The 16528-nt window shown below is 71.4% G+C and carries 16 protein-coding genes and 1 pseudogene; 16 read left to right on the top strand and 1 reads right to left on the bottom strand.

What is annotated here, in order from left to right; translation table 11 throughout:
• The first annotated feature begins 3 nt into the window (after positions 1 to 3).
• The 14 genes and pseudogenes from J421_RS17195 to J421_RS17130 all read left to right on the top strand — a co-directional run bounded on the left by J421_RS17195 (position 4) and on the right by J421_RS17130 (position 12088).
• Positions 4 to 1536 (top strand): acetyl-CoA carboxylase biotin carboxylase subunit, encoded by a 1533-nt coding sequence (locus tag J421_RS17195; RefSeq protein ID WP_025412415.1) that lies wholly within the window; start codon positions 4 to 6, stop codon positions 1534 to 1536.
• Positions 1533 to 2807, top strand: a complete 1275-nt coding sequence (locus J421_RS17190; protein WP_148306369.1) for a class I SAM-dependent RNA methyltransferase — start codon at positions 1533 to 1535, stop codon at positions 2805 to 2807. The genes J421_RS17195 and J421_RS17190 overlap by 4 nt, the downstream gene beginning before the upstream one ends.
• Positions 2807 to 3307, top strand: a complete 501-nt coding sequence (locus J421_RS17185) for an acyl-CoA carboxylase biotin carboxyl carrier protein subunit (RefSeq protein WP_025412413.1) — start codon at positions 2807 to 2809, stop codon at positions 3305 to 3307. The genes J421_RS17190 and J421_RS17185 overlap by 1 nt, the downstream gene beginning before the upstream one ends.
• 136 nt (positions 3308 to 3443) lie before the next feature.
• On the top strand, positions 3444 to 3896 hold the full coding sequence (rplM, locus tag J421_RS33665) for a 50S ribosomal protein L13 (protein WP_025412412.1): 453 nt from the start codon (positions 3444 to 3446) through the stop codon (positions 3894 to 3896).
• Positions 3897 to 3899: 3 nt separating this feature from the next.
• The gene (gene rpsI, locus J421_RS33660) at positions 3900 to 4289 is read left to right on the top strand and encodes a 30S ribosomal protein S9 (protein WP_025412411.1); all 390 of its coding nucleotides are present in this window, start codon (positions 3900 to 3902) and stop codon (positions 4287 to 4289) included.
• Positions 4290 to 4405: 116 nt separating this feature from the next.
• Positions 4406 to 5155, top strand: a pseudogene (rpsB, locus tag J421_RS17170) (30S ribosomal protein S2); the annotation flags it as partial.
• A gap of 309 nt (positions 5156 to 5464) precedes the next feature.
• A complete protein-coding gene (gene tsf / locus J421_RS17165) occupies positions 5465 to 6325 on the top strand; it encodes a translation elongation factor Ts (protein ID WP_104022741.1) in 861 nt (286 codons plus the stop codon).
• Positions 6326 to 6332: 7 nt separating this feature from the next.
• On the top strand, positions 6333 to 7088 hold the full coding sequence (gene pyrH, locus J421_RS17160) for a UMP kinase (RefSeq protein ID WP_236646264.1): 756 nt from the start codon (positions 6333 to 6335) through the stop codon (positions 7086 to 7088).
• A 15-nt stretch (positions 7089 to 7103) separates the two neighbouring features.
• The gene (gene frr / locus J421_RS17155) at positions 7104 to 7658 is read left to right on the top strand and encodes a ribosome recycling factor (RefSeq protein ID WP_104022740.1); all 555 of its coding nucleotides are present in this window, start codon (positions 7104 to 7106) and stop codon (positions 7656 to 7658) included.
• A gap of 14 nt (positions 7659 to 7672) precedes the next feature.
• A complete protein-coding gene (gene uppS / locus J421_RS17150; protein ID WP_025412407.1) occupies positions 7673 to 8428 on the top strand; it encodes an undecaprenyl pyrophosphate synthase in 756 nt (251 codons plus the stop codon).
• Positions 8429 to 8447: 19 nt separating this feature from the next.
• Complete coding sequence (locus J421_RS17145; RefSeq protein ID WP_025412406.1) at positions 8448 to 9314, top strand: phosphatidate cytidylyltransferase; 867 nt, start codon at positions 8448 to 8450, stop codon at positions 9312 to 9314.
• 5 nt (positions 9315 to 9319) lie between these two features.
• Complete coding sequence (gene dxr / locus J421_RS17140; RefSeq protein ID WP_025412405.1) at positions 9320 to 10450, top strand: 1-deoxy-D-xylulose-5-phosphate reductoisomerase; 1131 nt, start codon at positions 9320 to 9322, stop codon at positions 10448 to 10450.
• Positions 10444 to 11667, top strand: coding sequence for an RIP metalloprotease RseP (gene rseP / locus J421_RS17135; RefSeq protein ID WP_025412404.1), 1224 nt, complete (start codon positions 10444 to 10446; stop codon positions 11665 to 11667). Before dxr ends, rseP begins: the two co-directional genes overlap by 7 nt.
• 10 nt (positions 11668 to 11677) lie before the next feature.
• Entirely contained in the window at positions 11678 to 12088 is a 411-nt protein-coding gene (locus J421_RS17130) for a hypothetical protein (RefSeq protein ID WP_025412403.1), read from the top strand.
• Between the two features lie 10 nt (positions 12089 to 12098).
• Here the strand turns inward: J421_RS17130 and J421_RS17125 are convergent, their stop codons facing one another.
• On the bottom strand, positions 12099 to 13751 hold the full coding sequence (locus J421_RS17125; RefSeq protein WP_025412402.1) for a serine/threonine-protein kinase: 1653 nt from the start codon (positions 13749 to 13751) through the stop codon (positions 12099 to 12101).
• Positions 13752 to 13885: 134 nt separating this feature from the next.
• Here J421_RS17125 and rpsO point away from each other — a divergent pair, with 134 nt between their 5' ends.
• Together rpsO and J421_RS17115 are read left to right on the top strand one after the other, a co-directional pair.
• A complete protein-coding gene (gene rpsO, locus J421_RS17120; protein ID WP_025412401.1) occupies positions 13886 to 14146 on the top strand; it encodes a 30S ribosomal protein S15 in 261 nt (86 codons plus the stop codon).
• Between the two features lie 72 nt (positions 14147 to 14218).
• Complete coding sequence (locus tag J421_RS17115; protein ID WP_025412400.1) at positions 14219 to 16513, top strand: polyribonucleotide nucleotidyltransferase; 2295 nt, start codon at positions 14219 to 14221, stop codon at positions 16511 to 16513.
• Positions 16514 to 16528 lie beyond the last annotated feature (15 nt).

The following is a 16528-nucleotide window of genomic DNA, read 5'->3' as shown; positions in this document are numbered from 1 at the left end:
CGAATGAGCGCCCCGTTCGGCAAGGTGCTCGTCGCCAACCGCGGCGAGATCGCGCTGCGCGTGGTGCGCGCCTGTCAGGAGCTCGGCGTGCGCTCGGTCGCCGTGTACAGCGACGCCGACGCGCAGGCGCCGCACGTGCGCGAGGCCGACGAGGCGGTGCACATCGGCCCGTCGCCGTCGAGCGAGAGCTACCTGCAGGGCGGGCGCATCGTGGAGGCGGCGAAACGCGTCGGCGCCGAGGCCGTGCATCCAGGCTACGGCTTCCTCTCCGAGCGCGCGTGGTTCGCGCGCGCCGTGCGCGACGCGGGCCTCGTGTTCGTCGGCCCGCCCGCCGAGGCGATCGAGGCGATGGGCAGCAAGACGGCCGCGCGACAGCTCGCGATCAAGGCCGGCACGCCGGTGGTGCCGGGGACGACCGAGCCGCTGCGCGACGCCGCCGAGGCCATCGCGACCGCCGAGACGTTCGGCTATCCCGTGCTGCTGAAGGCCGCCGCCGGCGGCGGCGGGAAGGGAATGCGCGTCGTGCGCGAGCCCGCCGAGATGGCGCCGTCGCTCGCCGCCGCGCAGCGCGAGGCGAAGAACGCGTTCGGCGACGACGCGGTCTACGTCGAGAAGTTCGTCGAGGGTCCACGCCACGTGGAGATCCAGGTGCTCGGCGATCAGCACGGCACCATGCTTCATCTCGGTGAGCGCGAGTGCTCCGTGCAGCGGCGGCACCAGAAGATGATCGAGGAGGCGCCGAGCGTCGCGGTGGATCCCGAGCTGCGTGCGCGCATGGGCGCCGCGGCCGTCGCGGCGGCGCGCGCGGCGGGCTACGTCAATGCGGGCACGTGCGAGTTCCTGCTCGACCGCTCGGGGGCGTTCTACTTCCTCGAGATGAACACGCGCATCCAGGTCGAGCATCCCGTGACCGAGCTCGTGACGGGGATCGACCTCGTGCAGTGGCAGCTGCGCATCGCGGCCGGTGAGCGGCTGCCGTTCGCGCAGGAGGAGATCGTGCCGCGCGGCTGGGCGATCGAGTGCCGCATCACGAGCGAGGACGCGTCGAATGGCTTCCTGCCATCGACCGGACGCGTGTCGTACCTGCACCTGCCGAGCGGGCCCGGCGTGCGGTGGGACGGCGGCATCGAGGCGGGAAGCGAGATCGGGCTGTTCTACGACCCGATGCTCGCGAAGCTCATCGTGCACGGGCGGGACCGCGCGCAGGCGATCGAGCGCATGCACCGCGCGCTGCGCGAGCTCACCGTCGAGGGGATCGACACCTCGCGCGACTTCCACCTGAGCGTGATGGAGCACGACGAGTTCCGTCGCGGCGACATCTCCATCCAGTGGCTCGAGCAGCGCCTGCCGGAGATCGTCAGCGCGCCGGCGAGCGGGGAGGAGCGTCGCGTCGCGGCGATCGCGGCGGCGCTCGTCGCGGAGCGCGATCGCGGCACGCGACGGACGGGATCCGCGGCGCCCAACGGCACGACGCGCGTCGTCGAGGGCGATGCGTGGCGACGCGCCGCGTGGCGCGAGGGGCTGCGGTCGCAGTGAGCGGCGGTCGCGTCGCCCGCGAGCAGCCCGACGCGGTCGAGGTCACGATCGACTCCATCGCGGCGGGCGGCGACGGCGTGGGGCGCGCGGGCGGCGTGGTGGTGTTCGCGCCGCGCACCGCGCCCGGCGACGTCGTGCGGGCGCGGCTGTCGATGGAGGGGCGGCTCGCGCGCGCCCGCGTCGAGCGGATCGTCACGCCGTCCACACTGCGCGTCGAGCCGCCGTGCCCGCACTATGTCGAGGACCGCTGCGGCGGGTGCCAGATCCAGCACCTGTCGCTCGACGCGCAGCGCGGCGCGAAGCGGCGCATCGTCGACGACGCGCTGCGGCGGCTCGCGCGTCGGGACGCGAACGTGGACGCTGTGCAGAGCGCGGGGGAGCCGTGGCGCTATCGCCGCAAGCTCACGCTCGCGCTGCGCCGTCGCGGTGGGCGGTGGATCGCCGGCCTGCACGCGTTCGACGCGCCCGGTCTGGTGTTCGCGCTGCGCGACTGCCCGATCACCGACGAGCGCGTGGTGGCCGTGTGGCGCGAGGTTCTCGCGGCGTCGGAGCATCTGCCTAACGACGCGGCCGAGCTGCGCGGCGCCGTGCGGCTGCTCGACGAGGGCGCCGCGTTCGCGCTCGAGGGCGGGGCGCGCTGGCCCGGGGCGCGCCGGTTCTTCGACGCGGTGACCCGCGTCGTCGCGCTGTGGTGGACGCCGGAGCGCGGGCGGCGGCTGCTGCTTCTCGACCGGCGCGCCGACGACGTTCCCGGCGCGTCGTTCGTGCAGGTGAACCCGGCGGTGTCCGAGCGGCTGCGCGACGATCTCGTGCGCGCCGTGCTGTCGCACGGGCCGACGTCGGCGATCGACGGCTATGCCGGCGCCGGAGACACCGCGCTGCGGCTCGCGGCGGCCGGCGTCCGCGTGACGGCCATCGAGGTGGACGACGAGGCGGTGCGGTTCGCGCGCGGCCGCCTGCCGGACGGCTCGGTGGCCCTCGGAGGAACGGTCGAGGCCCGGCTCGGCGACGCGCTCCCCGCCGACGTCGTGATCGTGAACCCGCCGCGCGGCGGGCTCCACTCGCGCGTGCCGGAGCTGCTGGAGCACGCCGCGTCGGCGCCGGACGGGCCGCGCGCGCTGTTCTACGTGAGCTGCAACCCCGCCACCCTCGCCCGCGATCTCGCCCGACTGCCGTCTTGGTCGCTGGAGCGGGTCACCCCCTACGACATGTTCCCGCAGACGGCGCACGTGGAGACCGTGTGCGAGCTGCGGCCCGCGAGAGGTAGCTGATGCGCTACGTGGTGGAGGTCGACGGCGAGCGCCGCACGGTGGACGTCACCGGAGACGAGGTGGAGATCGACGGGGAGCGGCTCCATGCCCGGCTCGTCGACATCCCGGGTACTCCGGTGAGCCTGCTCACGCTCGGCGATCGGGTCTACCGTCTGATCGCGCGGCGCGGAGACAGGCGCGGCAAGTACACGCTCTCGCTCGACTGCCGCCGGTTCGCCGTGGAGGCGCTCGACGAGCGGACGCGGGCGATCCGCGACCTCTCCGCGGCGTCGGCCGCCGCGGCCGGGCCGGCGCCGCTCGTCGCGCCGATGCCCGGTCTCGTCGTGCGCGTCAACGTCGCCGTCGGCGACGCGGTGCACGCGGGGCAGGGGCTCGTGGTGATGGAGGCCATGAAGATGGAGAACGAGCTCCGCGCGACGACCGCCGGCACCGTCGCCGCCATCCGTGTCGAGCCCGGGACGGCGGTGGAGAAAGGGGCTGTGCTGGTGGAGCTCGGATAGCCGCTCCCCGTTGGTTGACAACGACTTAGGTGCTGCCTAAGCTTCAGGACTGCGCACCAACGCCCTGCGGGGCGGCCGAGACCCGGGTTGCATGACGCACCGGTGAGGCGCAGCACCTTCGTTTCGTTCCCACCACATGCGAGCAACGTATTCCGCGACGCCCGCCGACGTCGAGCCGAAGTGGTTCGTCGTCGACGCCGAGGGGATGGTCCTCGGGCGTCTCGCCTCGGAGGTCGCCAAGGTCCTCCGCGGCAAGCACAAGCCGATCTTCACGCCCCACATCGACACCGGCGATCACGTCATCGTGATCAACGCCAGCAAGGTCCGGGTGACGGGGCGCAAGGCCGAGCAGAAGACCTACTTCAAGCACACCGGCTACATGGGCCACGACCGGAAGATTCCGTTCGCGTCCATGCTCGCGAAGCACCCCGAGCAGGTGATCGAGAAGGCGGTCTTCGGCATGCTCCCGAAGAACGGGCTGGCCCGCAACTCCATCCGCCGCAAGCTCCGCGTCTACGCCGGCGCCGAGCATCCGCACGTCGCGCAGCAGCCGACGCCGCTCTCCATCTCCAAGAACGAGGCGAAGTAACCCATGGCCGACACGCTTCACGCCGTGGGCCGCCGCAAGGAGGCGGTCTGCCGCGTCTACCTCAAGCCCGGCTCGGGCAAGTGGGAGATCAACGGGCGCACGATCGGGGACTACTTCCCGCGTCCGGCGCTCGTCTCGTCGATCCAGCTGCCGTTCAGCTCGACCGACAACCTCGGTAAGTGGGACGTGCAGGCGAACATCGACGGCGGCGGCAGCACCGGCCAGGCCGGGGCGCTGCGCCTCGCGATCGCCCGCGCGCTCGTGAAGTCGGACGAGACGTATCGTCGCCGGCTCCGTGAGCTCGGCCTGCTCACCCGCGACGCCCGCGCGGTCGAGCGCAAGAAGCCGGGCCGCCCGAAGGCCCGCAAGCGCTTCCAGTTCTCGAAGCGTTAATCGCATTCGCATCACGCACGTCGCCCGAGTCGCTCGTGGGTGCCCTGGCGAACGCCGGGGTCACGAGCGACGGGGACGGCGACGGACGACCCAACCAACGCAGGTACCACGTACCAATGACCACGCCCAACCTCGAGCAGCTTCTCGCCGCGGGAGTCCACTTCGGCCACCAGACGCGCCGGTGGAATCCCAAGATGCGCCGGTTCATCTTCGCCGAGCGCAACGGCATTCACATCATCGACCTCCAGAAGACGCTCCGTCAGCTCGAGCTGGCGCAGAAGCTCATTCGTGAGGTCGTCTCGCGCGGCGAGAACGTCCTGTTCGTCTGCACGAAGCGCCAGCTCGCGTCGATCGTGCGCGCGGAGGCGGAGCGTGCCGGCGCGCACTACGTGACCGAGCGCTGGCTCGGCGGCCTGCTCACGAACTTCGCCACCGTCAAGAAGCAGGTGCGCAAGCTGAAGGAGCTCGAGGCGGGCTCCGAGGCCGGCGGCGAGTTCGAGAACTACACGAAGAAGGAGCAGCTGCTGATGTCCCGGCAGCGCGACAAGCTCTCGAAGAACCTGTCGGGCATCAAGAACATGGGCCGCCTGCCGGGCCTCCTGTTCATCGTCGACTCGAAGAAGGAGCGCATCTCGGTCGACGAGGCCAACAAGCTGGGCATCCCGGTCGTCGCGATCGTCGACACGAATGCGGACCCGGATCTCATCAGTGTGCCGATCGCCGGCAACGACGACGCGATCCGCTCGGTGGAGCTGATCACGCACGCGATCGCCGACACGATCGCCGAGGCGCGTCTGTCGGCGCCGCAGCGTCAGGAGGAGGAGGAGTCGGAGTCGTACACGTACTCGTCCGACCGCGGCGCCGAGCCGGCTCCGGGTGGCGAGCGTGGCGGCCGCGGTCAGGGCGGCGGTGGTGGCCAGGGCGGCCAGGGTGGCGAGGGCGGCGATCGCAAGCGCCGGCCGCGTCGCCGTCGGGCCCGTCCGGATGCGATCGCGGCGCGGCTCAAGCCCGGCGCGGAGGGTGCAGAGGGCGGCGAGAGTGTCGGCGCCGGAACCGAGGGCGGAGACGAAACGGCCGAGTGACCTCGGCGGTAGTTTCGCCCCAACCGAGAGGCTAGCTTCATACGCCGCCGGCCGTGCGCCGGCGGCGTTCTCACGAACATAGAAAAAAGCACGATGGCGACGATCACCGCGAAGGACGTTTCGGAGCTGCGCCAGCGGACTGGCGCCGGCATGATGGATTGCAAGAAGGCGCTCGAGGAGTCGGGTGGCGACATGAGCGCCGCGGTCGACCTGCTGCGCAAGAAGGGCATCGCGAAGGCCGAGAAGCGCACCGGTCGCACGGCGTCCGAGGGCGCGGTCGCGGTCGCGATCAGCGACGACGCCACGACGGGCGCGATGGTCGAGGTGAACACCGAGACCGACTTCGTCGCGCGCAACGAGGAGTTCCAGTCGCTCGTGCGCACGCTCGCGCAGCACGCGCTGAACACCACCGCGACGACGGACGCCGCGTCGCTGCTCGCCGCGCCCGCGCACGACGGCAGCGGCAGCACCGAGGAGTACGTGAAGGGCGTCGCCGGCAAGACGGGCGAGGCCGTGTCGCTGCGCAAGGCCGCGCGCTTCCAGGCGAAGAGCGGCGTCGTCGGCTCGTACGTGCACTTCAACGGCAAGATCGGCGTGCTCGTCGAGGTCGACGCACCCGACGCGGCGTCGCGCCGCGAGGAGCTCGTGTCGCTCGCGAAGCAGCTCGCCGAGCACATCGCGGCCGCCGCGCCGGTGGGCGTCGACAAGGAGAGCGTCCCGCAGGACGTCATCGACCGCGAACGCGCGATCTTCGTCGAGCAGGTGCGCGCCGAGGGGAAGCCCGAGGCGATGATCGAGAAGATCGTCGAGGGGAAGATCCAGGCGTTCTACAAGGACGTCGCGCTCACGCACCAGGTGTGGGTGCGCGATCCGAAGGTCGTCGTCGGCGATCTCGTGAAGAAGGCCAACGCCACCGTGAAGCGGTTCGCCCGCTTCCAGCTCGGCGCGGAGTAACCGCGCCGTGGCGTCGACCGCGGAAGTGGACGCCCAACGGTTGGACGGTGGGGAAGCGCTGCGCTATCCCCGCGTCCTGCTGAAGCTCTCCGGCGAAGCGCTCGCCGGAGAGCAGCGCTTCGGCCTGGACCCGAGTCGACTCACGTTCTTCGCCGAGCAGATCGAGGAGGTCGTCGAGACCGGCGCCGAGGTGGGCCTCGTGATCGGCGGCGGCAACATCGTGCGCGGCGCGCAGCTCGCGAGCATGGGGATGGACCGCGTCGGCGCCGACTACATGGGCATGCTCGGCACGGTGATCAACGCGCTCGCGCTGCAGGACGTGCTCGAGAAGCGCGGCCTCGACACGCGCGTCATGACGGCGATCCGGATGGAGGAGCTCGCGGAGCCCTACATCCGGCGACGCGCGCTCGCGCATCTCGACAACAACCGGATCGTCATCTTTGCCGCCGGTACGGGGAATCCGTACTTTTCGACGGACACGGCCGCGGTGCTGCGCGCGATCCAGATCCAGGCCGACGTCATCATCAAGGCGACGAGCGTCGACGGCATCTACTCGGCCGATCCGAAGAAGGATCCGAACGCCAAGTTCTACCCGACGATCAGCTATCGGGACGTCATGCTCGAGGAGCTGCGCGTGATGGACCACACGGCGATCACGCTGTGCAAGGAGAACACGCTGCCGCTCATCGTGCTGAACATCAATCAACCGGGTGCCGTTCTCCGCGCCGTGCGCGGCGAGCGTGTCGGCACCCTCGTCAGCTGAACGAACCCGCTCGCCATGGCCACGATCAAGGATCTCCTCCAGCAGGGTAAGACGGGAATGGAGAAGGGGCTGGAGCTCGCGAAGCGCGAGTTCGGCTCCATCCGCGCCGGCAAGGCGTCGGCGAACATGCTCGACGTCGTGCGCGTGGACGTGTACGGCCAGAGCATGGCGCTCAACCAGGTCGCGAGCGTCGCCGCGCCGGAGCCGCGCCTCATCATCGTGACGCCGTACGACAAGGGGCAGGCGAAGGTGATCGAGAAGGCGATCCGCGAAAGCGACCTCGGACTCGAGCCGTCGAACATGGGCGGCGTGATCCGGGTGCCGCTGCCGGCGCTGAACGAGCAGCGGCGCAAGGAGCTCGTGAAGGTCGTGCACAAGCTCGCCGAGGAAGGGCGCGTCGCGATCCGCCATGCGCGCACCGATGCGCGCGACCGGCTGAAGAAGCTCGACGGCGTGTCCGAGGACGACAAGAAGCACGCCGAGAAGGACCTGCAGAAGCTGCACGACGACTACATCGCCAAGGTCGAGGCGCTGCTGAAGGCGAAGGAAGCCGAGATCATGGAAGTCTGAGGGACTGACGCCCCGTGTCCCCCGAGAAGCACGCCGACGAGCTGCTGGCCAGGATCCGCGTACACGGCGCGATCCCGCGCCACGTGGCGATCATCATGGACGGGAACGGGCGGTGGGCGCGCGAGCGCCTGCTCCCGCGTCCGTTAGGCCATCGCTCGGGCATGCAGTCCGTGCGGGCGGTGGTGAAGGGCGCGCTGGCGCTCGGCGTGGAGTGGCTCTCGCTGTTCGCGTTCTCGCAGGAGAACTGGCAGCGGCCGGCCACCGAGGTGGGCGCGCTCATGTCGCTGCTCGAGGAGTACATCGCACGCGAAGTGGACGAACTCCGCGAGAAGGGCGTGCGCGTGCGCGTGCTCGGGGACCTCGAGCGCCTGACGCCGGCCGCCGCGGCGGCGGTCGACCGCGTCATTCGCGACACGGCGCACAACGACCGTCTCACGCTCAACCTGTTCATCTCGTACGGCAGCCGCGCGGAGATCGTGCGCGCGGCCCGGCTGCTCGCGCGCGACGTCGCCGAGGGGCGGATGTCGCCGGACGACATCGACGAGGAAGCGATCGCGGCGCGCCTGTACACGGCGGACTGCCCCGATCCGGATCTGCTGATCCGCACGTCCGGCGAGCTGCGCGTGTCGAACTTCCTGCTGTGGCAGATCGCGTACACGGAGCTCTACATCTCGGACGTGCTGTGGCCCGACTTCGGTCGGCGTGAGCTGTACGAGGCCGTCCTCGCGTTCCAGGGGCGGGAGCGGCGCTTCGGCCGCGTCTCGGCCTGAGCCCCTCCGGGCGGGCGCCGTGAGCGAGCTCGCGCGCCGGATCGCGTTCGCGGTGGTCGCGGCTCCGCTCGCGATCGCCGTCGTCTGGTTCGGCGACGCCGCGCTGGCCACGCTGCTCGGCATCGTCGCCGCGCTCGGCGCGTGGGAGTTCTATCGCATCGCGGCTGCGGGAGGCACGCAGCCGCTCGCCGGTGCGGGCATCGTCGCCGCGGCGATCCTCCCGCTGCTCGTGCACGCGCACTATCGCGCCGTGTTCACGACGCCGACGGTCGTCGGCGTGCTGTTCGCGCTCGGCGTGCTCGCGGCGGCCATCTGGCGGCGCGGCGTGACCGGCAAGCCGTTAGGCGCGACGGCGGCTACCGTCTTCGGCGTGCTGTACGTGGCCGTGCCGCTGTGCTACGGCTACGCGCTGCGCTACCACGACTACGCCGTCGGACGCGCCGCGGGGACCGCGGTCATCATGCTCCCCGTGCTGCTGACGTGGGCGAGCGACATCGGCGCGTACGCGGTGGGTCGGATGATCGGGCGGCGCAAGCTGATCCCGAGCGTGAGCCCGGGCAAGACCGTCGAGGGAGCGTTAGGCGCGCTCGTCGCCACGGTGCTCGTCGCGCTGCTGTACGAGCGCTTCGTGCTGCGACCGTACGCGCAGCTCGCGATGGCGCCGTGGTGGGCGGCGGCGTTCGGTCTCGTCATCAGCGTCGCCGCGCAGATCGGCGATCTCGCGGAGTCGCTGCTCAAGCGCGAGGCGGGCGTGAAGGACAGCTCGCACCTGCTGCCGGGACACGGCGGCATCCTGGACCGCTTCGACAGCCTGTTCTTCGTGCTGCCGGTGAGCTACCTGCTGCTCGGCTGGCTCGTGCTGCCGGCGCCGGGAGCGGGACGGTGACGGGCGTGCGCGGCGTCGCGATCCTCGGGAGCACGGGATCCATCGGGACCACGGCGCTCCGCGTGCTGGCGCGGCAGGAGGATCGCTTTCGCGTCGCGGCGCTCACCGCGTACGGCAACGCCGCGCTGCTGCGCGCGCAGGCCGACCGCTTCGGGCCGTCGTTCGTGGGGCTCGTGACGCCTAACGGCGGCGCCGACGACGCGGGCTGGTGCACCGGACCCGCGTGTCTCGTGGAAGCGGCGACGCGCGACGACGCGGACATCGTGCTGAACGCCGTGGTCGGCGCGGCGGGGCTCGACGCGACGCTGGCCGCGCTGCGCGCCGGCAAGCGCGTCGCGCTCGCGAACAAGGAGACGCTCGTCGTCGCCGGCGAACTCGCGCACCAGGCAGCGTGCGCGGGCGGCGGCGAGATCGTGCCCGTGGACAGCGAGCACTCGGCCATCCTGCAGTGCATCGCGGGCCGTCCGGGGCAGGAGGTCCGGCGCATCGTGCTCACCGCGTCGGGCGGGCCGTTCCGCACGTGGCCGCGCGAGAAGCTGGAGCGGGCCACGCTCGCCGACGCGCTGCAGCATCCCACGTGGAGCATGGGGCGCAAGATCACCGTCGACAGCGCCACGCTCGCGAACAAGGCGCTCGAGGTGATCGAGGCGCATTTCCTGTTCGGCCTGCCGTACGACCGCATCGAGGTCGTCGTGCACCCGCAGAGCGTCGTGCACTCGTTCGTCGAGTTCGTCGACGGGAGCGTGCTCGCGCAGATGGGCGTGCCGAGCATGGAGCTGCCCGTGCTGTACGCGCTCACGCACCCCGAACGCGTGCCGGATGCCGGTGTACCACCGTTCGACCCGGTGGAGCTGGGGCCACTCACGTTCGAGCGCGTGCGCCACGACGCGTTCCCCGCGCTGCGGCTCGGCGTCGAGGCAGGACGCGCGGGCGGCGCGGCACCGGCGGTGTTCAACGCCGCGAACGAGTGCGCCGTGGCGCTCTTCCTGGAGGGCCGCATCGGGCTGCTCGACATTCCACGCGCGATCGAGAGCGCGCTCGCCGCGCTCGGCGGCGCGCCCGCCGGCTCGCGCGACGCGCTCCTCGCCGCCGACGCGGGGGCCCGACGCCACGTCACCGACCGCTTCGCATGCTGACCTTACTCGCTCCGATCATCGTCTTCGGGCTCGTCGTGTTCGTGCACGAGCTCGGGCACTTCCTCGCGGCGAAGGCGGTTGGCGTCTACGCGCCGCGGTTCTCGATCGGCTTCGGGCCGGCCCTGCTGCGCAAGCGCTTCGGCGAGACCGAGTACGTGCTCGCCGCGCTGCCGCTCGGCGGCTACGTGCGCATGGCGTCCCGCGAGGACGAGTCGATGGCGTTCATCGAGGGCGGCGGCGAGCACCCGTCGGACGCGGTGCCGACGACGGGAGCGAACGCCGCGGGGCGCGCGGTGGACGACCACGTCGGCGATCCGCGGCTGCGCAAGGACTGGGACCCCGACGCGCTCGCGCCGTTCGGCCCGCACCCGGTGCCCGAGCACCGCTGGTTCGAGTCGAAGTCGCTCCCTGCGCGGCTGCTGATCCTGCTCGCCGGCGTGACGATGAATGCGCTGCTCGCGATCGTGATGAACACCGCGAACGTCGCGGCGTACGGCCGACCGTATCTCCCCGCGGTCATCGACTCCGTGCTGCCGGGGCAGCCGGCGGCGGTCGCCGGCCTCGCGCGCGGCGACAGCATCATCGCGGTGAACGGCGCGCCGGTGCGCACGTGGGGCGACCTGCTCGAGCGCGTGTCGCAGCTGCCTAACAGCACGGTGGACTTCGCGATCGTGCGCGCCGGGACGCCGATGCACCTCTCCGTCTCGACGCGCGCGCAGCAGGTGACGGACGAGATCACGCAGGAGCGCCGCACGGTGGGACGCGTCGGCATCGCGCCGCGCGCACGCGAGATGCGCGAGCACGTCGGCTTCGGCGACGCGCTCGGCGACGGGTGGCGGGCGACGTGGTACTCCGCGGGCGCCGTCGTCGGCGTCGTGCGCGGCCTGTTCGCGGGGCGCGTCGCCGTCTCGAACCTCGGCGGACCGATCGCCATCGCGCGCACGTCCGTCGCCGCGGCAAAGGGCGGGCTCGAGCCGCTGCTCGCGCTCGTCGCGTTCCTCAGCATCAACATCGCCGTGCTGAACCTGCTGCCGATCCCGGTGCTCGACGGCGGACAGGTGCTCATCAACGTGCTGGAGGCGATCAAGGGCAGCGCGTTCAGCGTGCGCACGCGCGAGTACATCCTGCGTGCCGGGCTCGTGGCGATCGCGCTGCTGTTCGTGACCGTGATGTGGAACGACCTGTCGCGGCTCCTCGGCGACATCTTCCGCCGCTGAGCCGAACGCGATGCGACGTCTCGCCTACCTCATCGCGGTGGTCGGCTGCGCGTGTGCGCCACCGCACGTGACCGCGGTGCGCGACCCCGCCGGAGCGCGGCGCTTCGAGATCATCGACGCCGGCGACAGCACGTTCAAGTTCATCGTGGCCGGCACGCCGTGGGTGCGCGGCGGCGACGTCGGCGTGGCGGTCGATCCGCGCCGCCGAGATGCGCTCGTCGCGCGGTTCGTCGTGCAGACGCGGGTGGCCGACACGGCGACGGCGCTCATCACCGGCCAGACGGCGCGCGTGACGGCGACGCACGTGGCGCTGCTCGACGCGCCGCGCCGCCGCCCGCTGGCGCAGCGCGCGTTCTGGTGGGGCGTGTTCACGGGCGGCGTGCTGGGCGCGGGGACCGCGCTGGTGATTCGCGGCCTCTGAGTCCGTCACCTCAGCCCGTGCAGATCAGTTTGATCGGCAGCGTCTGCGTGCCGCCCGACTGCACGTGCACGTGGTCGTCGTACGCGGCGCAGTAGCGCGCGGTCACGACCAGGTGGTAGTCGCCTTCGGGCAGCGTGAGCGGGCGGGCGAGCGGCAGGCTCCCCTCGTACAGCACGCGATCGCCGTCGTCGGACAGCTTGTACGTCGCCGGGAGCGGCGTCACGGCCAGGCCCAGCGAGCCGCACGGCGCGGGCGCGAGGTGCACGGACTTCGACTCCCGACGCGCCACGGTCACCACCGTGGACTTCGTGGCCGACGCGCAGTCGGTGGCGCCGGAGAGCACCGCCCGCACCTCGTGTCGACCGGCCGTCAGCGTGTCCGCCTGCCAGCTTCCGAACGCGACGAATCGCGTGTCGACGTAGACGCGTGCCTCGGGGGGCGCGCTCACGCGCAGGCCCCCGCGCGCGACGGTCGGCACCGCCTTCGGGAGCGACTCGGGCAGCTGCACCTGCGACGGGGCGCTGTCGACGGGCGCGGGCGGCGGCGCGGTGACGGGCGCGGTGTCGAGCGTGACCCGATCGACCGCCGGCGCCGGCGTCAGCTGGTCGCGGCGCGCGAGGGCGACGGCCGCGGACACGCCGGCGACCGCCGCGACGACGATCACGCCGGCGACGAGCGCCACGGTGCGGCGCCGGCTGCGCTGGACGAGCCGCGGACGTCCGGACACCGGCGAGATCGGCGACAGGCCGAGGTCCACCGTGGCCCCGTCGCCCATGGCGAGGCCGTGGGACGGATGCGCGACGGCGGCGAGGCTCGCCGCGAGCTCCGCCGCCGTCTGGAAACGATCCTCGGGCCGCTTCGCCAGGGTGCGGAGGATGACCTGCTCCGCCGCCGGGGTGATGGCGGGGTTGAGCTCGCGTGGCGGACGGGGCGCGTCCTCGACGTGCTGGCGCATGATCGCGTACCAGTCGTCGCCCTCGAACGGCAGGGCGCCGACGGCCATGCGGTAGAGCGTGACGCCGAGGGCGTAGACGTCGGTGCGGCCGTCGAGCGGGAGGCCGCGGGCCTGCTCGGGGGAGAAGTACTCCGGCGTGCCGACGACGATGGAGCGACTGGTCGGCGCGAGCCGCTCGCTGACGGCGCGCGCGATGCCGAAGTCGGTGACGACGGCCTCGCCGTGCCGGCCGAACAGGATGTTGTCCGGCTTCACGTCGCGGTGCACGACGCCCTGGGCGTGGGCGTAGGCGAGCCCGCGGGCCACCTCCTCGCCGATGCGAAGCCATTCGGGCTCCGGCAGCACCGGCGTGGCGGCCAGCCGCCCGCTCAGCGCCTCGGGGAGGAAGTCCATCACGAGGAACGGCGTACCGGCCGGGGCGCCGTCGAACGGCTCCTCGAGCCGCCCGACGGTGAGGACGGTGACGACGTTGGGATGCCGCAGGCGCGCCGCGGTGGTGGCCTCGCGGCGGAACCGCTCGAGCGCTTCCGCGTCGTCGGCGAGCTGCGGCTTGGGGATCTTGATGGCGACCTCGATCTCGAGGTCCGGATCCCACGCGCAATACACCCGCGCGAACCCACCGGCGCCGAGCCGGCGGCGTACCACGTAGCGTCCGATCAGGTGGCCCGCGGACTGGTCCGCGGGGAGCTCCGTCGAGTGCTCAGGCACGGGGGCGGCGGAGGGTGACGGCGGCCCCGATGGGAGCGTGCGGGACGCCTTTACAGTCCAGCCGACATGAGGTAAGTTTGTGTGCTTACACCGATTGCGCGATTGGCGCACTGGACGTGCGGAGAATATAACCCATGGCTTTCGAAAAGGCACCGACCATCACGAAGTACCAGCGCCACGAGACGGATAGTGGATCGCCGCGGGTGCAGATCGCCGTCCTCACGGAGCGCATCAACTATCTGACGGAGCACTTCCGGACTCACGCCAAGGACCATCACGGGCGGCTGGGGCTCCTCAAGATGGTCGGCAAGCGTCGGCGCCTGCTCGACTATCTCAAGCGCGAGAACGTCGACGAATACCGGCAGCTTGTTTCGGAGCTGGGGCTCCGCCACTAACCCGACCATCGGGCGCAATCGCGCGGGCATGACGCCCGCGCGTTTTGTGTTTCCTCGAGGCACGAAAGCAACATGACGCAACGCGTGGAACGCACGTTCGCCGGCCGTAAGCTCGTCATCGAGACGGGCCGCATGGCGAAGCAGGCCGCCGGGTCGGCCCTCGTCCAGTTCGGCGACACGATGGTGCTCGCCGCCGTGACGGTCAGCGACACTCAGAGTCCGCTGCCGTTCTTCCCGCTCACGGTCGAGTACCGCGAGAAGAGCTACGCCGCCGGCAAGATCCCGGGCGGCTTCATCAAGCGCGAGGGCCGGCCGCACGACGCCGAGATCCTCTCCGCCCGCATCATCGACCGCTCGATCCGCCCGCTCTTCCCGGAGGGGTTCAAGAACGAGGTCCAGGTCTTCATCTACGTCATCTCGGCGGACCAGGAGAACGACGCGGACGTGCTGGCGCTCGTCGCCGCGTCGTACGCGCTGAACGCGTCGAAGATCCCGTTCCTCGGCCCGATCGCCGGCGTGCGCGTCGGCCGCGTGCAGGAGAACTGGGTCCTCAACCCGACGTTCCAGCAGCTCCAGTACAGTGATCTGGAGCTCGTCGTCGCCGGGTCGCAGGACTCGATCGTGATGGTCGAGGGCGGGGCGCTCGAGGTGAGCGAGGAGGACGTCGTCAACGCGCTGCAGGTCGCGCACGGCGGCGTGCGGGAGCTCATCGCGATGCAGCAGGAGCTGCTCGACAAGGCCGGCCGCGTCGCGAAGATGACGTGGACGAAGGCCGAGGTCCCGGAGAACGTCAGCGCCCGCGTGAAGGAGCTCGCCGAGGGGAAGATCGCCGAGGCGATCAACCAGCCGGAGAAGCACACGCGCGTGCAGGCGGTCGAGGACGTGAAGAAGGCCGTGAAGGAGCAGCTGCTGCCGGAGTTCCCGGACAACAGCAAGGACTTCGGCTCGATCCTCGGCGACATCGAGTACAACGCGCTGCGCGGCCAGGTGCTCTCCACCGGCCTGCGCGTGGACGGCCGCAAGCCCACCGAGGTGCGGCCGATCTCGATCGACACGAAGGTGCTGCCGCGCGCCCACGGCTCGGCGCTGTTCACGCGCGGTCAGACGCAGGCGCTCGTCGCGGTCACGTTAGGCACCGCGCAGGACGTGCAGCGCCTCGACTCGATCGACGACGCGGGCGAGACCGAGAAGACGTTCATGCTCCATTACAACTTCCCGCCGTTCTCCACGGGGGAGGTGCGTCCGGTGCGCGGCACGAGCCGCCGCGAGATCGGTCATGGCAATCTGGCCGAGCGCGCGCTGCAGGGCGTGCTGCCGCCGTTCGAGGAGTTCCCGTACACGGTCCGCATCGTGTCCGATGTGCTCGAGTCGAACGGCTCCTCGTCGATGGCGTCGGTGTGCGGCGGCTCGCTCGCGCTGTTCGACGCCGGCGTGCCGATGCAGGCCGCCGTCGCCGGCGTGGCGATGGGGCTCATCAAGGAGGGTGAGAAGTACGCCATCCTCACCGACATCCTCGGCACCGAGGACCACCTCGGCGACATGGACTTCAAGGTCGCCGGGACGCGCAACGGCATCACCTCGATCCAGATGGACATCAAGATCGAGGGGCTCGACCTGCGCATCATGACCGAGGCGCTGGCGCAGGCGAAGGCCGGCCGCCTGCACATCCTCGGCGAGATGGAGAAGGCGTTAGGCACGCCGCGCACGGAGCTCTCGCCGTACGCGCCGCGCATCGTGACGGTGCAGATCAGCCCCGAGAAGATCGGGGACCTGATCGGCCCGAAGGGCAAGACGATTCGCGGCATCCAGGACGAGACGGGCGCCGAGATCACCGTCGACGACACCGGCACGGTCACGATCGCCGCCGTCGGCGGCGAGTCGATGGAGCGCGCGCGGCAGATGGTCATGGCCATCACCGCCGAGCCGATCGTCGGCGAGACGTACGAGGGGACGGTGAAGAGCACGACGGCGTTCGGCGCGTTCGTCGAGATCATGCCGGGCACCGAGGCGCTGCTCCACATCTCCGAGATGCGCCACGCGCGTGTCGAGAAGACCGAGGACGTGGTGAAGAAGGGCGACCGCGTGAAGGTGAAGCTCATCGACCGCGACGAGCGTGGGCGTCTGCGTCTCTCCATGAAGGCGCTCGAGCCGAAGCCGGAAGGCGCGCCCGAGGCGCCGGCCGAGGGCAACGGCGATCGTCCGCGCGGGGAGCGCTCGGAGCGGCCGCCGCGCGCGGAGAGCAACGGCGGCGAGGAGCGCGCCGAGCGCGCGCCCCGCGAGGAGGGCGCAGCGGCCGGTGGCGGCTCGGGGCGTCGTCCGCGCAGCGGCCCGCGACGCGGCTCTCGCGACGACCGCGGCGAGCGCTGACGGCGTGGCGCCGTC

The sequence above is a fragment of the Gemmatirosa kalamazoonensis genome (assembly GCF_000522985.1).
Classification (GTDB): domain Bacteria; phylum Gemmatimonadota; class Gemmatimonadetes; order Gemmatimonadales; family Gemmatimonadaceae; genus Gemmatirosa; species Gemmatirosa kalamazoonensis.
The sequence above is the reverse complement of the archived record's forward strand: the minus strand, read 5'-3'. Positions and strand labels throughout refer to the sequence as shown.

Excerpts from the sequence above, each read along its gene's own strand:
- rseP (WP_025412404.1), top strand. The coding sequence starts at position 10,444 with ATGCTGACCTTACTCGCTCCGATCATCGTCTTCGGGCTCGTCGTGTTC.
- J421_RS17115 (WP_025412400.1), top strand. The coding sequence starts at position 14,219 with ATGACGCAACGCGTGGAACGCACGTTCGCCGGCCGTAAGCTCGTCATC.
- tsf (WP_104022741.1), top strand. The coding sequence starts at position 5,465 with ATGGCGACGATCACCGCGAAGGACGTTTCGGAGCTGCGCCAGCGGACT.
- J421_RS17130 (WP_025412403.1), top strand. The coding sequence starts at position 11,678 with ATGCGACGTCTCGCCTACCTCATCGCGGTGGTCGGCTGCGCGTGTGCG.
- rpsO (WP_025412401.1), top strand. The coding sequence starts at position 13,886 with ATGGCTTTCGAAAAGGCACCGACCATCACGAAGTACCAGCGCCACGAG.
- J421_RS17195 (WP_025412415.1), top strand. The coding sequence starts at position 4 with ATGAGCGCCCCGTTCGGCAAGGTGCTCGTCGCCAACCGCGGCGAGATC.
- J421_RS17185 (WP_025412413.1), top strand. The coding sequence starts at position 2,807 with ATGCGCTACGTGGTGGAGGTCGACGGCGAGCGCCGCACGGTGGACGTC.
- rpsI (WP_025412411.1), top strand. The coding sequence starts at position 3,900 with ATGGCCGACACGCTTCACGCCGTGGGCCGCCGCAAGGAGGCGGTCTGC.
- frr (WP_104022740.1), top strand. The coding sequence starts at position 7,104 with ATGGCCACGATCAAGGATCTCCTCCAGCAGGGTAAGACGGGAATGGAG.
- rplM (WP_025412412.1), top strand. The coding sequence starts at position 3,444 with ATGCGAGCAACGTATTCCGCGACGCCCGCCGACGTCGAGCCGAAGTGG.